This window comes from Fodinisporobacter ferrooxydans, assembly GCF_022818495.1.
GTDB lineage: Bacteria > Bacillota > Bacilli > Tumebacillales > MYW30-H2 > Fodinisporobacter > Fodinisporobacter ferrooxydans.
On sequence record NZ_CP089291.1, the window covers coordinates 3,924,237 to 3,938,658 of the forward strand.

Below are 14,422 nucleotides of genomic sequence, written 5' to 3' on the forward strand. Positions count from 1 at the left end.
ACCCTTCTTTCACTATGGCAGAATCTTTCTCCATAGTTTTTACAGAAAACGATAGATTTAACCCAACTGTTGACGAATCGTATGCAAAATTTTCTTCTCCAGTCTCGATACTTGTACCTGGGAGATTCCAAGCATCTCAGCAACTTCCGCCTGGGTTTTGTCTTTAAAAAAGCGCATATAAATAATCAGACGTTCCCGATCAGGCAATCTCGACAACGCATCATGCAAGCTTAGCCGATCAAACCAACGCTCTTGCCCTTCATCCGCAATTTGATCCATCAAGTAAATGGGATCCCCGTCATTTTCAAACACCGGCTCGTGAATGGATGCAGGAGCGCGCAATGCTTCTTGCGCAAACACTACATCTGTAGGATCCATGTTCAACTCTGCCGCCACTTCATTGATATGTGGCTGCCTGCCCAATTTTTTTGCCAACTCATCACGTGTTTTGCGAATTTGTTTCGCTTGCTCCTTTAAGGATCGGCTGACTTTCACCGTACTGTCATCCCGCAAAAACCGCTGAATTTCACCGATAATCATGGGAACCGCATAGGTTGAAAATTTTACTTCATAGGAAAGGTCAAATTTATCGATCGACTTCATAAGTCCAATACAGCCAATTTGAAACAAATCGTCCGCTTCATACCCTCTGTTCAAAAATCGCTGCACAACAGACCAAACCAATCGCTGGTTGGATATGACAAGCGCATCTCTGGCGCCGTCGTCACCGGCCTGACTTTGCCGTATCAACTGGCGAATCTCTTCATCCGTGAATTTATATTGGGTAGCAGGAATTTGCCGCTCCATAGTCTTAGTGCTCCACTGACGCAGTTTTTAGTAGTTTCGTCAGCCGGATGACGGTTCCCTTGCCTTCCGCAGATTCCACTTCAAGGGAATCCATGAAACTTTCCATGATGGTAAAGCCCATCCCTGAACGTTCCAACTCCGGTTTCGATGTATACAAAGGCTGACGGGCAGTTTCCACATCGGAAATCCCTCGCCCTTCGTCACGGACTTCAATTGTCACCAAAGAATGTTCAAAGGAACAGGATATGGTGATCACACCTTCCTGATTTTCATACCCGTGAATAATTGCATTCGTGACAGCTTCCGAAACAACCGTCTTGATTTCTGTCAATTCATCCAATGTTGGATCCATTTGCGCCAAAAAAGCAGCCACTGCTACTCTGGCAAATGATTCATTGGGAGACTTGCTTGCAAATTGCAGCGTCATGAAATTATGTTGACTCATATGGCACCTCCCACTGCTTGCAATGCAAGATCTTCTGTATCATAAAATTGAATGATTTTAAGCAGACCGGCCATTTCAAATAAACGGCGAATTTGTGGATCGACATTTGTAATCGCCATTCGTCCGCCGCCTTGCGTCACTCGTTTATAACGCCCGAGAATGACGCCAAGTCCGGAACTGTCCATAAATGTCAAGCCGCTTAAATTTAAAATCATATGCTGGCACTCTCGGCCGCCCAGTTCTTGATCGACTCGGTTTCGTACCAACTCTGCCGTGTGATGATCCAATTCGCCACTCATGTGTACAACCAAAATGTCCCCGAATGTTTGCACAGTAACATCAAAGCTCACTGCTATCCCTCCTGGCTCTCCGCTCAATATTGCTCAGTATTCGCTAGTTCAAAAGGATTTCCTGCCGGTTGACAAAACTAGAAGAATTTCGTGAAAATCCGACAAAATGCGAACTTTACTACAGAATCTATGAATTTATTCATGTTGTGAAAAAAAGAATGTAAAGTCGAAACACACATGATAAAATTATCAAATAAATACTCCATGCAGGAGGCCTGAAATGGATCGTTTGGGGCAAAAAATAAGAGAATTGCGTTTAAAACAAAAAATGAAACAGGGCGAATTGGCAAAGGGACTCGTGACGCCAAGCATGATTAGTCAAATTGAAGCCGGGAAAGCAAATCCCTCCCATAAACTGCTCGAACAATTGGCAGAACGCCTTGGTACAACCGTGAATTATTTCATTTCAGATATGCAGATCAAACAGGAACAATCCACTACGTACCGGCTTGCTAAAAATTATATCGAGCGCCGGGAATACTTTCGGGCTTCTGCACTGCTCGAAGAATTAGCCAAGCAAGGGGACTATACGATACACCCTTCTATTTTTGTCGACTTGGCAGAATGTTGGACACAACTGGGAAAGCAAAAAAAGGCCTTAAAACTTTATCAAACGCTATATGAAAGCGGGTTGCAACAAGCCAATCATTCTTTATCCGTATTGGCATTGAATAAACAGGGAGTGATTTATTTTAGCCGACAGCAATACTCCATTTCCGAATGGTATTGGAAGCAGGCATATTCCCTTGCTAAACGCAGTCCCGATATCCAAGTACAGCTTTTTGCACAAGTTCAAATTAATTTGGGAACCATATATGCCAAATTGGGTCAACCCCAAAAATGCAAATTTTTTTACATGGGTGCGTACCAGTTATTGCGCGGCACGAATTATATGGAGCAATTGGCAGATGCATGTTTGGGATTGGGTTTGGCATACCGCAATGAAAAGGATTATCCCGCAGCCATTCAAAGCACCCAAGATGCCATTACCATGTACCGCAGTTTAAATCTGTACGAATTGGAACTCGACGCTACAGTGAATCTTGCGATTATCAAAAGGGAATACAAGCTGCCGGAAGAATCGATACCTCTATTGCAGCACTGCATTGAAAAGTATGCACAGAGAAAACAATCGGATGACGTGTCAAATGTAAAAACCGAGTTGGCCCGTACCTTTTTGTTTATGGCGATGCAAGCAACGGAAGCGGGAAACACGACCGATGCGGAACATTACATGGCGACGGCAACCGGCCTTTGCAACGAAGCTCTGGAGATCGCAAAAACATCCTCTTTACAAGAAGCCGACATTTTTGAAACATTGGGGAGTATTTATTCACAACAAAAACAATATGCAACCGCTGTTGACTTTTATAAACGATCCATCCGAATTTATGCTGACATTCAACATATTACGGCTGTCATGCGCGTATCGAAAGCACTGGCAAAATTGAATATGTCCTTTCAGCAATATAAAGATGCAACAGAAACGTATCTGGAAATGGAGCGTCTCGTGCAAACCATTTTACGATATCGCGTTCCTAGAGGATTGGAAGACTGAATACGAACAGACGAGACCTTGGCAGTTTTGACAAGGTCTCGCGTTTATTTCAATTTTTAACCTGCATTAGAATTTTTGTCTACTATCGTCCAAAAAATACGACTCCCCGGAATGTTCGCTTCACCATATCCCAAAGATTTGCTTTTTCAATCTCTTGATTTGCCAACAAATTGACTCTGCCCAGTTCTTTTCCGTCTTTTGCAATTGTTATATAGCCAATCACTTGTCCTTTGTGAACAGGAGCTTTTTGTACAGTTACGACGACCTGTTTTTGAATGCCTGTCAATTGTTCACCCTTTTTCATAAGTACGCCAAGCGGCTTTTCCGCAACCAGTTCTATGGAATCCTGTTTGCCTTTGCTGATTTTCACTTTTTCAACCACTTGATTTGCTTTGTAAATCAACTGGCTATGATATTGAGAAAAGGCAAAATCCATCAATTGCGTAATTTGCTGATTTCGGATCGGAGAAGTAGGAGCCCCTAACACGACGGCGACGACCCGGAATTGATCCCGTTTGGCTGTTGCTGCCAAACAATATTTTGCTTCCGCAGTAAACCCGGTTTTTAATCCGTCCATGCCCGGATAAAATTTCACTAATTTGTTCGTATTTACAAGCCATAGCGGTTTTTCTGAATCTTTGCGCAAGTAATCGCTATATACGGATGTCCAATGCGTGATTTTTTCATGTTGCAGTAAAGCGCGGGACATGATTGCGATATCGTATGCAGAAGAATAATGATCATTCGCAGGCAAGCCGTTGGTATTGGCAAAATGCGTATCTTTCATACCTAACTCCTGGACCTTTTTGTTCATCATTGCTACAAACGCCTCTTCTGTTCCGGCGATCCGTTCCGCTACCGCCACACATGCATCGTTGGCCGAACCAATTGCTATGCCTTTCAGCATGTCATTCAGCGTCATTTCTTCGCCAGGTTCCAGATAAATTTGCGAACCGCCCATACTGGCGGCATGTTCACTCGTGCGAATTTTATCTGACAGCTTGATTTTTCCTGTGTCAACAGCTTCCATTACAAGCAACATCGTCATAATTTTTGTTACGCTGGCAATCGGAAGGTGTTTGTGACTTTCTTTCTCAAACAAAACAGTCCCTGTTGCAACATCCATTAATACGGCAGCCTGGGATTGCTTGGCAAGAGAAACTTCCGAGGCGTTCACTTGCGGGAGATACATGGAAAACATCGCTAGTATGACAAAAAATGAAAAAAACATGCGAAGCCGTATTCTTGCCATTCTATATCCTCCTTTTTAAAACTTTCAGCAAATGTATTTTGTGCGAAAGAACAAAAAAATACCCTTATGATTGTAAATTTACACTCATAAGGGTGTGAAATCGTTTCCTATTTCAAAACGTTTGATTTTTCTAATGACCGGGGTGTGTCGGGTGACTGCCTTTGTCAGCACCGGCACCATAGGCAATCCCGGCATCATCAAAATCCCTGTATTCAAATGTGGCGCATAACGTTCCTTTTTTTGTTCCTACAATATCGTTTCCATTGGAACGCACTTCAATCGAATTGGCGATACAATTCTTATTGTCATTATACGAACACTCCTCAACCGTACAGCGAACACCTTGTGGCATGCTCCTTCACCCCCTCAAACATAGAGTGTCGCTTCACAGAATCCTTATACAATGAAACATCCGCCAATTGCATGCGCAGATTCTTCATGTACCTGATTCCATTCATGTACATGAAATCAGCAAACAATTTCATGGATATACGGTTGGATTTGCGGCGGCTGCTCTGTTATTACGTAAGCGTCCTGCAATCTTTGCAACGCTTCTTCCGCCGTCTTTTTATTCGTGTGAATCACTGCCATCCGCTCGCCTTTCGCAACCGGATCGCCGCTTTTTTTGAGCAGCGTAATACCTGCTGCCGGATCGATGGCATCCCCTTTCTTTTGCCTGCCTGCACCGGCCATCATGGCTGCTGTTCCTACAGCTTCTGCATCAATCTGCTGGATATATCCTGTTTTCCAGGCTGTTATATCGATATGATTGGCTGCTTGAGGCAATCGTTCCGGATTGTCCGCAAGATCAGGATTGCCGCCCTGCGCTTGAATGAATTGCCGAAACGTATGGAATGCGGAGCCACTCTGCAAGATGGTTGTCAAGTTGTGCAAGGCATCGGCAAACGTCTTGTAGATTCCCCCAAGCACTGTCATGTGAGCTGCAATAGTTAGGGAAATCACTTGCAGATCTTCCGGCCCGTTTCCTCGCAATACTTCAATTGCCTCTTTTACTTCATTGGCATTGCCCACTTCGCATCCGAGCGGCTGATTCATATCCGATATGATCGCAATGGTTTTTCGATTCAGCCGCTGTCCGATTTTCACCATGGTGTTTGCAAGCCGCCGCGCATCCGCCAATGATTTCATAAAAGCGCCCGCGCCCATTTTCACGTCCAGCACAATACAGTCCGCACCTGATGCAATCTTTTTGCTCATGATGGAACTAGCGATCAAAGGCATCGAATCGACAGTTGCAGTCACATCCCGCAGTGCATATAGTTTTTTATCCGCTGGTGCAAGATTGCCTGTCTGTCCCGCAATCGCCATTTTGTATGTGTTGACATGTTCGATAAATTGCTCATTTGATAACTCCGCCTGAAATCCTTCAATCGCTTCCAGCTTGTCGATCGTTCCTCCCGTATGCCCCAACCCTCGTCCCGACATTTTCGCCACCGGCACGCCAACTGTCGCAACCAGAGGAGCCACGATCAAACTGATCTTGTCCCCAACGCCGCCTGTGGAATGTTTGTCGACTTTAATCCCTCGAATCCCCGACAAATCAATCGTATCTCCAGATTCAACCATCACCGTTGTCAAGTCGGCTATCTCTTCATCCGTCATCCCTTGAAAGTACACAGCCATCAACCATGCCGCCATCTGATAATCCGGAATATCCCCGCATGTATAACCCTGGATGATGTATCGAAGTTCATCTGTCGTGAATGAATGGCCCTGACGTTTTTTGTGAATCAAATCTACCATTCGCATCTTTTGATCCGCTCCCTGCAATCCAGTTAAGAAACTGCCTGAACCATCCGTTTGACCTGTTCAAAAACAATGGACGTGCCGTTTTACAACGTATAGTTTTACACCCTTTGTACGAACTGTCTGACAAATGCAACGAACTGTTCCCGCACCCGTTCGGTTACTTCCATCACTTCCTGGTGGGAAAGTGGTTGTTCGAGAATGCCTGCAGCCATATTTGACACGCAACTGATACCTATCACCCGGATGCCGGCATGTCTCGCAACGATCACTTCAGGAACGGTGGACATTCCGACAGCATCTGCCCCCAGTATCCGGCTCATGCGAATTTCTGCAGGCGTTTCATAGCTGGGGCCAGAAAACCAAATATATGTGCCTTCTGACATGGAAATGTTCAACTCTTTGGCAATTTGCAACGCCAATGCCCGATACTCCGGATCATAGGCAGTCGACATATCCGGAAAACGTGGGCCATGTGTATCCCAGTTCGGACCAATCAAAGGATTTTTGCCGGAGAAATTGATGTGGTCTTTGATCAGCATCAATTGTCCTACTGAAAACTCTTCATTGATCCCACCCGCTGCATTTGTCACCATAAGTGTTTGTACGCCCAGTTCTTTCATCACACGTACGGGAAACGCAATCGCATCTGCCGAGTACCCTTCATAATAATGAAATCGGCCTTGCAAAGCGATGACAGCTTTGCCGCACAATTGACCGATGACCAATTGACCCTTGTGGCCTTCAACCGTTGATATAGGAAAATGGGGAATTTCACGGTAAGGGATATGTACAGCTTCCTGTATATCTTCCGCCAAAACGCCCAGCCCGGACCCGAGAATTAAGCCAATCGTCGGCTGAACGGCTGTTTTCGAACGGATAAAGTCTCTTGCTTCCGATAATTTTGCAGTATCTAACATATGTATACACCTCTTGAATGATTTAAAATACGCCGCTTACAGGTACGGATGATACACATTGTTGCCATTCACCAGATAAGCTGTTGGCGCTTCACGGCTGACAAACGCGTTCGCTGTTATCGAATGTGTTTGATAATGGTTCTTGCTATCGCGCAATCACAGAATAAAAACTTTCCCCGATGGATGGTTTGGGAACTCCATGACGATCTGCCAAAGTGGCTCCAATGTCTGCAAACGTATTGCGTATTCCTAGATCCACATTTTGTCGAAGTAATCTTCCATAAACAAGCAGCGGTACATATTCACGACTGTGATCCGTTCCAGGCGTCGTCGGATCACAACCATGATCGGCTGTGATCATCAACATGTCATCCTCCCGCATGCTTGCCAGAATCTCCGGCAAACGCGCATCAAAATCTTCGATGGCCCTGGCAAACCCTTTTGGATCATTCCGATGCCCGTATAACATATCAAAATCCACCAAATTGGCAAATAGCAGCCCATTTGGATATTGCTGCATCGCTTCCAGTGTTTTGTCTACTCCATCCATGTTTCCCTCTGTATGAATTCCTTTCGTAATGCCGGATCCGCCATAAATATCATAGATCTTTCCGACGCCAATCACCGGCAGCCCGGCATCAGCCAACTCATTTAATACAGTTCGCCCGAAATGTAACGAATAGTCGTGGCGGTTGCCCGTCCGCGTATACTTTCCATGAGAACCAATAAATGGACGAGCGATGACACGCCCTACCCCATGTTCTCCAGTCAACATTTCACGGGCAATTTTGCAAATTCTGTATAACTCGTCAAGGGGTATAACTTCTTCATGTGCAGCTACCTGAAAAACACTATCGGCAGACGTATATACGATCGGACAGCCAGTCTTGACATGCAAGCCCCCCAGCTCGTTGATAATTTCCGTTCCGGATGCAGGCTTGTTGCCCAATATTTTACGGCCAATCCGCCGTTCAAACTCTTCGATCAAATCATTCGGAAATCCATGCGGATACGTAGGCAATGGTCGAGTCAGTTGCACACCGACAAACTCCCAATGCCCATTCGTCGTATCTTTGCCTGCTGAAGTTTCCTGCATTTTTCCATAATTCCCGGTTGCTTTCAATGGCTTTGTTCCTTCAATCGGATAAATATTTCCGATGCCCAATTTTTCCAGATTCGGAATTCGCAATCCGCCAACTGCTTTCGCAATATTTCCGATCGTGTTTGAACCGGCGTCGCCATATTCGGGTGCATCCGGTAGTTCTCCAATGCCAACACTATCCAAAACAATTAAAATGGTGCGCAAGGATCGGGGATCTGCCAAAATAAAACCTCCATTCGAACTCATTCTGATTTAAGATTACCGCAACCTTGCCAAATGTTGCAAAACAATTTATTTTACATAAAGCAATCGGATCCAGTGTTTTTGGTGACCATTTCTTATATAATTTTAATCAATTATTAAATTATATTTATAATTAAATTTTATCTAGCTTTTTATTCGTTTGTTTTCGTATAATAGGCTTGTAAGCACAACAAAATGGAAAAGTGGCGAAAAAGATGGATCTTCAACAAATCTTCGAAGGTGTTTACCAAATCCAAAAACAGATTTCTGCTTTGCAACAGGATGTAAATGAACTCCGTACCGAAATGCAGCAGTTCAAAGTTGAAATTCGTGCCGAGATGCAACAATTCAAAGACGAGATGCGCACTGAGATGCAGCAGTTCAAAGCCGAGATGCGCACTGAGATGCAGCAGTTCAAAGCCGAGATGTGCACTGAGATGCAGCAGTTCAAAGCCGAGATGAATACACGTTTCGAAGAGCAGGAAATAAATTTCGAAGAGTTGCGAGACAGTATAGATTTGCTGGTAGAGAAAAAGTGGGAAATTGAAAAGGAACTTCATCAAGTAAAAAAACGTGTTCGATTGAAACAAACGTTAAATCGATAGGTAATTCAGATCGTACAGACAGAACATTCCATTTGCTGACATAATTTTATTCACGCATTTCTTTCCGATTGCCCCGCACCCCTCATCTTGGACATCACTTACCGTGGAAAGGAACCTTTCAACCAAATATGTGCCCCAAATCAAGGAATATGGCAGTTTGGTTAAAAAGCCGCGACACCTTGAAAGGGGCACTTGTATGATCTTTTGATATGCTGCCTAATGGAATCGTAACGAATTTCTGAGACATTATGCACGTGGATGTGCTTTCGCATATACATCCTTTAAGCGATGGCTTTTCGTCAACTGTGTATACACTTGTGTCGTGGAAATATCCGCATGTCCCAACATTTCTTGGACTGACCGCAAATCCGCACCATTTTCCAACATATGTGTCGCAAACGAATGCCGCAACGTATGTGGAGTAATTTCTACCCGTATATTGGCCAAGACGGCATACTTCTTGATGATTTTCCAAAACCCTTGCCTGGATAACCGCTGTCCCAAGTGATTGACAAACAGTGCTTGCTCATGTTCATGTTTCAGCAGTTTGTGCCGACAACATTCAAGATACTGTTTGACGTAAAGTATAGCTGTTTCACCTATTGGAATGACACGTTCTCTCGAAGTACTGCCAGAGCATCTTAGATATGCCAATGATAACTGGATATCGTCTACATTTAACGATACAAGCTCAGAGACCCGAATCCCGCTTGCATATAACAATTCAAGCATTGCTTTATCTCGCAAACCGGTTGTTGTTGAAAGACTCGGGCCATCGAGCAGTGCATTGATTTCCGCTATTGTAAGTATAGTCGGCAATTTTTTCTCAGGTTTCGGCGACTCCAAATTGACAGTAGGATCCCGATCAATTTGACCGGATCGCAAAAGGTACCCATAAAACGCACGCAAACTCGCCAAATTTCGAGAGATGGTTGCAGTTGCTCGCCCTTCTTTTTGCAAATACGCAAGAAATGCAATGATTGTCGAACGGGTTCCTTGGTGAACATGTAGCCCGGATTGATCGAGAAACACAGCCAATCCATGCAAATCCCGCTGATAGGACGCAAGCGTATTGGTAGAAAGACCTCGCTCAACCGTAAGATATTGAATGAATTGTTCAATTAAATTGTCCACCAAAAACCAAACTCCTTTGCTTCTTCCGTCACGATTCTATGTATGTATTCCACACATTTTTTGAATCTCCTCCATTCCAGAGTAAATGGGTATTATTCCCCGGTAATATAAAACACTCGCAGACGTTGCAAATCTTCCATGTACCAAGGCTGTTCATGACTTGCCGCTGCCTGAACCTTGATTGAACGTCCTTTGGGCGGATGATACGGATCATTCTGCCATAAAACATAATGAATCAAGTGCAACGCTTGGTACATAAACAAGGTGCCCGCTACGATCAATATCCACATTTGCAAAAAGCGAATCAGTCTCCGCACAGAGATAATCATCAGTCAGTCCCTCCGCATCCGTTTCGAATCTTTGATTTGCCAAATTCGGACTTCCTATGCTTGTCTATATGCAGCCAGTCCCTGCTTCATGACAAAAAGCATATAAGTGCGTGTTCAAAAAGTGGTTAAGTAAGACACAAGGAGTGCGAAGCCGAAGCACGAAAAGGCGACGGAGTGTACGTGTCTGGTACATGAGTAAATCTCTTTGGGATTCTTGATACGATGCAAAAAGACCAAGCGCCTTGGTCATAGCACGTCAAGGCTCTGGTCTTTCTGAGAAAAAACGCATTCTTTGGTTTTTCTATTTCCTACATGTTTTTCAGTTTCATTTCTTGTTGGCAGCTTTCACAATACCCAAGCAGATTCACACGATGATCTACAATTTTAAACTTATGTTCCCGTTCGACTCGCATCTCCAAATCATCCAGCAAATCTTCAATTTCCGATACCTCTCCACACTTCAGGCAAATCAGGTGGTGATGATGGTGCGGATGGTCATCCGAACGAAACTCATAGCGCGAAACTCCATCGCCAAAGCTCAATTTTTCTATAATACGCAAATCATGCAATAATTCGAGTGTTCGATACACAGTTGCCAATCCAATATCCGGGTTGCGCTGCTTGACTAACATAAAAATATCTTCCGCGCTTAAATGTTTTTCCTGATTTTCCAATAAAATCTGCAAGGTTGCTTCCCGTTGCGGTGTCAATTTGAGTTGCTGAGACTGCAACTGTTTTTTTATTTGTTCCAAACGTTCCTGCATCTCATCGCAACCCCTTTCTTACCATCTAAACGTACTAATTATAGGAAAGACAAAAAACATCGTCAAGCAGCAAAGAAAAAAACCTGCAAACAAAGAAACGTCAAAGTCACTGCATACTTTGACGCCGCATGATTTCTAACAGAACGGTATAGGAATCAGGCTGACCGGGATCATCTAGAGCCATTTTATTTTTCGTTTTATGTCCGCATCTTTTGCATTGATGGACGATTTGATAGCCTTTTTTTGTGTGCAGCTCAATGGCGACAGGCTCCAGGATTCCGCCGCACTGTGCATTGCGGTCCCCCGGTTTATCGTCGAGATGCAAAGAATACAAACACTCCGGACAATGATTGCGGCAACTGCCGTTTTTGAGCGGATGAACAAATGTATGGCAATTTATGCATGTAAACGATTCATTTCGAACCGTAAATTGTGGTTGATCAGTCATTCGAAAACCCTCTCTAAAACAACGGTGTAATCCATTTTAAAAGATTCGTGGATACATAACCCTCGATTCCGGATGCAAGAATCATAACAAAAGCCATTGTTAAGACAACACCCGAAAACGACAAAAATTTTTGATATGCCGGTTCTTCATGATGATGAAACCGATTTTTTATCATGGTCAGAGAAAAGGATAATCCCACGACACATGTAGTCAATAATGCAGGTACAACGAGCAAATTTTGCGGAAAAATCGCGGTTAGCACGAATAAGATTCCCCTCCAGGCATATTGATCGACCATAAATCCAATGACAAACCCGACTGCGAATCCCTTCAAAAATAAAAGAACGACAATCAACGGCAGACCGATGATCGACAGGCCCAAAATCCAAATCAGGCCTTCTACTTTTAGATTGGACGCTGTGCGGTTCCACATGACTGCTGCGCCGCTGGCTGTTTGTTGATGATATACCGCCGTAAAAAATGACTGCAATTCGTCAAACAACTGTTTTTTCTGATCTGGATCCAATGCATGAACGACAATTGAGCCGAAAACCACACCTACAACAAAGACGACGACGGAAAATACGATGAGTGAATAGTTTTGTGCGACGAATCCTTCGACAAATGCTTTTGCTTTACGAGTCATACATGAGGCCCTCCTTGTCCCGTTCCCTACACTGTATGTGGACGAGCCCCAACTTATGTCTCCGTTATTTCACAACACTTTTCCGTAAACCCCGGCTCCACCTGTTTGAATGTCTACTTGCCCCATTCGTGCATCTACGATTCGCTGCGCAACTTGTGTGCCTATGACCGCCGCCAACTCCTCAAAGGAAGCTTGATGGATCACCGACATCTCCGTTCCAAATGCATCCAATAATTTTTCTAACGTTTTTTTGCCGACTTTCGGGATGTACTCCAGTGGAATTTGATAGAAATAAGGCGGACGGAATTCCGGCGATCTGCTCTGGGATAGGTCTGCAATCATTTCCAATCGGTCAGCAACACCTTGAATCATATTCGCACTGCCGCATTTGTCACAAGCAATCGCCGCACTTCGAAACTCACTTGGAATAAAGCCACACGCATAGCAAGAGGTGCGATGGTATTTTCCCAGCAGCGGATGCAGCCCGTAATTGGCGATGATCTTTCTGCCTTCCTGATTTTGGAGCGCTTTTGTCAAATCGTCAAACGTCGGTTCCTGAAGTTCGACAACGTTATATTCACGGGCAATCTTGGCTGTAGAGTGCGCATCGGAATTGCTGACAAAGGGCAATTCGTGCAATTCCTGAATCCGGTCCGCCATTTGCGTATCCGCAGACAACCCCAACTCGATCGCTGTGACAAGAGCCGGGTCGACCATTTCCGCCATTGCTGTGACACAATTCCCATACATGCCTTTGTGCGGTGTAAACGCGTGATTGACGATAAACCAGCCACCCAATTCTTGTGCCATCTGTTGCAATTCGTACGCCTGGCAGCGGGCTCTTTGCGAGCTTAACAGGACATTGCTGACCTGTGTTTTCAAAAACCGGCTAAACTCCTTCATCACCGGGAGCGAAGGCATCCAAATGCCGAAATGGGCAGCACCTCCTGCCGGGCCCGCCGTCTCAACTTCCGCACCTAAGAAAAGCGTCGTCCGATCTTTGTAGCGCAAGCCCCCGCCGGCAAGTTCATATAAGTCGCCTTGCTGCAAAAGCACCTGCAAATCCTCCTGAACCGCCGGTGAAGAACCGTCAATCACACCGATGATATCAATCCCTTTGCGATGCGCGGCTTCTTCAAGGATTGCTTGCAAGGTCAGATCTTTGGATGCCGTTATCTTCACTGGTTGATTGTTGCCGGCCCTGCCGACATGTACATGCAAATCACAAAAATACCGGTTTTGCGATCCTTTATTTTCGATCATAGTCAAACACCACGCTGCTGCCACAACCACCAATAGAGCGGCACCAATGTTTTGGCGTCGATTATGGCTTGCTGCTGCAGCCACAAGAGAATTTGAACGGCATCCGCCTCAAGCACTTGCAGGAATTCATCATCATCAGGATTCGCTTGGGTTTTTTCCAATTGCTTGGCCACATATACATGCATGATCTCATCCGCAAATCCCGGCGAAGTGAAAAACGAATGGAGATGCTGCCACTCTTGCGCCCGATATCCCGTTTCTTCCTGCAATTCCCTTTGTGCAGCCTCGAAAGGATCTTCACCCGGCTCTAATTTTCCTGCAGGAATTTCTAATGATACCCGCTCAATTGCTTTTCGGTATTGACGGACAAATACGATCTTCCCTTCCTCTGTCACTGCCAGTACAGCCACAGCGCCCGGATGTTTCACCACTTCCCGCGTAGCTTCACGGCCATTTGGCAAGCGTACTGTCAGCAAGTCCAGGGAGATGACCTTCCCGTCAAAGATCCGCTTGCTTTCCAACGTTTTTTCTTGTACCTGATCATCAAAGTCTTGCAAGTCCATTGTTCCGGCTTCGATCAAAGCGTCTGTATTTTCAGCAGAATGTTTTGAATTATTGTCTTTCAATTGTTTCACTTCCTTACAACGAAATGTCCGCGGGGCCACGAACATTGGAATAATTTCAATCAATTTGACATAGACTTGTACAACACAAAAGGAGGCCAGATTCATGCATACATATCGAACACAAACGTCCATAACCATTGCCGGAAAGGCATGGCAAATCCGG

17 protein-coding genes and 1 pseudogene are annotated in these 14,422 nt (G+C 44.7%); 3 read left to right on the forward strand and 15 right to left on the reverse strand.

Annotated features, from left to right (window positions below; genetic code table 11):
• Positions 1-57: 57 nt before the first annotated feature.
• The 3 genes from sigF to spoIIAA are packed head-to-tail and all read right to left on the reverse strand — an operon-like array spanning position 58 to position 1,602.
• Entirely contained in the window at positions 58-807 is a 750-nt protein-coding gene (gene sigF, locus LSG31_RS18840; RefSeq protein ID WP_347436582.1) for an RNA polymerase sporulation sigma factor SigF, read from the reverse strand.
• Between the two features lie 4 nt (positions 808-811).
• Positions 812-1,252: an anti-sigma F factor gene (gene spoIIAB, locus LSG31_RS18845; protein WP_347436583.1), complete on the reverse strand. Its 441-nt coding sequence runs from the start codon at positions 1,250-1,252 to the stop codon at positions 812-814.
• On the reverse strand, positions 1,249-1,602 hold the full coding sequence (spoIIAA, locus tag LSG31_RS18850; protein WP_347436584.1) for an anti-sigma F factor antagonist: 354 nt from the start codon (positions 1,600-1,602) through the stop codon (positions 1,249-1,251). Before spoIIAA ends, spoIIAB begins: the two co-directional genes overlap by 4 nt.
• A 220-nt stretch (positions 1,603-1,822) precedes the next feature.
• Between spoIIAA and LSG31_RS18855 the strand changes: the two genes are divergently transcribed.
• Positions 1,823-3,160 carry a helix-turn-helix domain-containing protein gene (locus tag LSG31_RS18855; RefSeq protein WP_347436585.1) on the forward strand — a complete coding sequence of 446 codons (1,338 nt, stop codon included), beginning with the start codon at positions 1,823-1,825 and terminating at the stop codon, positions 3,158-3,160.
• Positions 3,161-3,242: 82 nt separating this feature from the next.
• Here LSG31_RS18855 and LSG31_RS18860 read toward each other — a convergent pair whose 3' ends face one another.
• From LSG31_RS18860 to LSG31_RS18880, 5 genes are all read right to left on the reverse strand, one after another.
• Entirely contained in the window at positions 3,243-4,412 is a 1,170-nt protein-coding gene (locus tag LSG31_RS18860) for a D-alanyl-D-alanine carboxypeptidase family protein (protein ID WP_347436586.1), read from the reverse strand.
• 130 nt (positions 4,413-4,542) lie between these two features.
• Positions 4,543-4,764, reverse strand: a complete 222-nt coding sequence (locus tag LSG31_RS18865) for a DUF1540 domain-containing protein (RefSeq protein WP_347436587.1) — start codon at positions 4,762-4,764, stop codon at positions 4,543-4,545.
• A 116-nt stretch (positions 4,765-4,880) separates the two neighbouring features.
• The gene (locus LSG31_RS18870; protein ID WP_347436588.1) at positions 4,881-6,182 is read right to left on the reverse strand and encodes a pyrimidine-nucleoside phosphorylase; all 1,302 of its coding nucleotides are present in this window, start codon (positions 6,180-6,182) and stop codon (positions 4,881-4,883) included.
• Between the two features lie 98 nt (positions 6,183-6,280).
• Positions 6,281-7,099 carry a purine-nucleoside phosphorylase gene (locus LSG31_RS18875; protein WP_347436589.1) on the reverse strand — a complete coding sequence of 273 codons (819 nt, stop codon included), beginning with the start codon at positions 7,097-7,099 and terminating at the stop codon, positions 6,281-6,283.
• A 145-nt stretch (positions 7,100-7,244) separates the two neighbouring features.
• On the reverse strand, positions 7,245-8,423 hold the full coding sequence (locus LSG31_RS18880) for a phosphopentomutase (protein WP_430734210.1): 1,179 nt from the start codon (positions 8,421-8,423) through the stop codon (positions 7,245-7,247).
• A 236-nt stretch (positions 8,424-8,659) separates the two neighbouring features.
• Here LSG31_RS18880 and LSG31_RS18885 point away from each other — a divergent pair, with 236 nt between their 5' ends.
• Complete coding sequence (locus tag LSG31_RS18885; RefSeq protein WP_347436591.1) at positions 8,660-9,049, forward strand: hypothetical protein; 390 nt, start codon at positions 8,660-8,662, stop codon at positions 9,047-9,049.
• A 246-nt stretch (positions 9,050-9,295) separates the two neighbouring features.
• Here the strand turns inward: LSG31_RS18885 and xerD are convergent, their stop codons facing one another.
• The 7 genes from xerD to LSG31_RS18920 form a co-directional block, all read right to left on the reverse strand.
• Positions 9,296-10,183, reverse strand: coding sequence for a site-specific tyrosine recombinase XerD (xerD, locus tag LSG31_RS18890; RefSeq protein WP_347436592.1), 888 nt, complete (start codon positions 10,181-10,183; stop codon positions 9,296-9,298).
• 92 nt (positions 10,184-10,275) lie between these two features.
• Positions 10,276-10,512, reverse strand: a complete 237-nt coding sequence (locus LSG31_RS18895; protein WP_347436593.1) for a DUF4227 family protein — start codon at positions 10,510-10,512, stop codon at positions 10,276-10,278.
• Positions 10,513-10,820: 308 nt separating this feature from the next.
• Positions 10,821-11,276 carry a ferric iron uptake transcriptional regulator gene (fur, locus tag LSG31_RS18900; RefSeq protein ID WP_347436594.1) on the reverse strand — a complete coding sequence of 152 codons (456 nt, stop codon included), beginning with the start codon at positions 11,274-11,276 and terminating at the stop codon, positions 10,821-10,823.
• 106 nt (positions 11,277-11,382) lie between these two features.
• The gene (locus tag LSG31_RS18905) at positions 11,383-11,724 is read right to left on the reverse strand and encodes an RNHCP domain-containing protein (RefSeq protein ID WP_347436595.1); all 342 of its coding nucleotides are present in this window, start codon (positions 11,722-11,724) and stop codon (positions 11,383-11,385) included.
• Positions 11,725-11,737: 13 nt separating this feature from the next.
• On the reverse strand, positions 11,738-12,370 hold the full coding sequence (gene spoIIM, locus LSG31_RS18910) for a stage II sporulation protein M (RefSeq protein WP_347436596.1): 633 nt from the start codon (positions 12,368-12,370) through the stop codon (positions 11,738-11,740).
• A gap of 69 nt (positions 12,371-12,439) precedes the next feature.
• Positions 12,440-13,633, reverse strand: coding sequence for an endonuclease Q family protein (locus LSG31_RS18915; RefSeq protein ID WP_347436597.1), 1,194 nt, complete (start codon positions 13,631-13,633; stop codon positions 12,440-12,442).
• A 2-nt stretch (positions 13,634-13,635) separates the two neighbouring features.
• A complete protein-coding gene (locus tag LSG31_RS18920; RefSeq protein ID WP_347436598.1) occupies positions 13,636-14,259 on the reverse strand; it encodes an NUDIX hydrolase in 624 nt (207 codons plus the stop codon).
• 103 nt (positions 14,260-14,362) lie between these two features.
• Here LSG31_RS18920 and mciZ point away from each other — a divergent pair.
• Positions 14,363-14,419: pseudogene (gene mciZ / locus LSG31_RS23420) on the forward strand (Z-ring formation inhibitor MciZ); the annotation flags it as partial.
• Positions 14,420-14,422: the final 3 nt, after the last annotated feature.

Excerpts from the sequence above, each read along its gene's own strand:
- LSG31_RS18915 (WP_347436597.1), bottom strand. The coding sequence starts at position 13,633 with ATGATCGAAAATAAAGGATCGCAAAACCGGTATTTTTGTGATTTGCAT.
- LSG31_RS18865 (WP_347436587.1), bottom strand. The coding sequence starts at position 4,764 with ATGCCACAAGGTGTTCGCTGTACGGTTGAGGAGTGTTCGTATAATGAC.
- LSG31_RS18855 (WP_347436585.1), top strand. The coding sequence starts at position 1,823 with ATGGATCGTTTGGGGCAAAAAATAAGAGAATTGCGTTTAAAACAAAAA.
- LSG31_RS18875 (WP_347436589.1), bottom strand. The coding sequence starts at position 7,099 with ATGTTAGATACTGCAAAATTATCGGAAGCAAGAGACTTTATCCGTTCG.
- sigF (WP_347436582.1), bottom strand. The coding sequence starts at position 807 with ATGGAGCGGCAAATTCCTGCTACCCAATATAAATTCACGGATGAAGAG.
- LSG31_RS18885 (WP_347436591.1), top strand. The coding sequence starts at position 8,660 with ATGGATCTTCAACAAATCTTCGAAGGTGTTTACCAAATCCAAAAACAG.
- spoIIAB (WP_347436583.1), bottom strand. The coding sequence starts at position 1,252 with ATGAGTCAACATAATTTCATGACGCTGCAATTTGCAAGCAAGTCTCCC.
- LSG31_RS18870 (WP_347436588.1), bottom strand. The coding sequence starts at position 6,182 with ATGCGAATGGTAGATTTGATTCACAAAAAACGTCAGGGCCATTCATTC.
- fur (WP_347436594.1), bottom strand. The coding sequence starts at position 11,276 with ATGCAGGAACGTTTGGAACAAATAAAAAAACAGTTGCAGTCTCAGCAA.
- spoIIM (WP_347436596.1), bottom strand. The coding sequence starts at position 12,370 with ATGACTCGTAAAGCAAAAGCATTTGTCGAAGGATTCGTCGCACAAAAC.
- LSG31_RS18905 (WP_347436595.1), bottom strand. The coding sequence starts at position 11,724 with ATGACTGATCAACCACAATTTACGGTTCGAAATGAATCGTTTACATGC.
- LSG31_RS18895 (WP_347436593.1), bottom strand. The coding sequence starts at position 10,512 with ATGATTATCTCTGTGCGGAGACTGATTCGCTTTTTGCAAATGTGGATA.
- LSG31_RS18860 (WP_347436586.1), bottom strand. The coding sequence starts at position 4,412 with ATGGCAAGAATACGGCTTCGCATGTTTTTTTCATTTTTTGTCATACTA.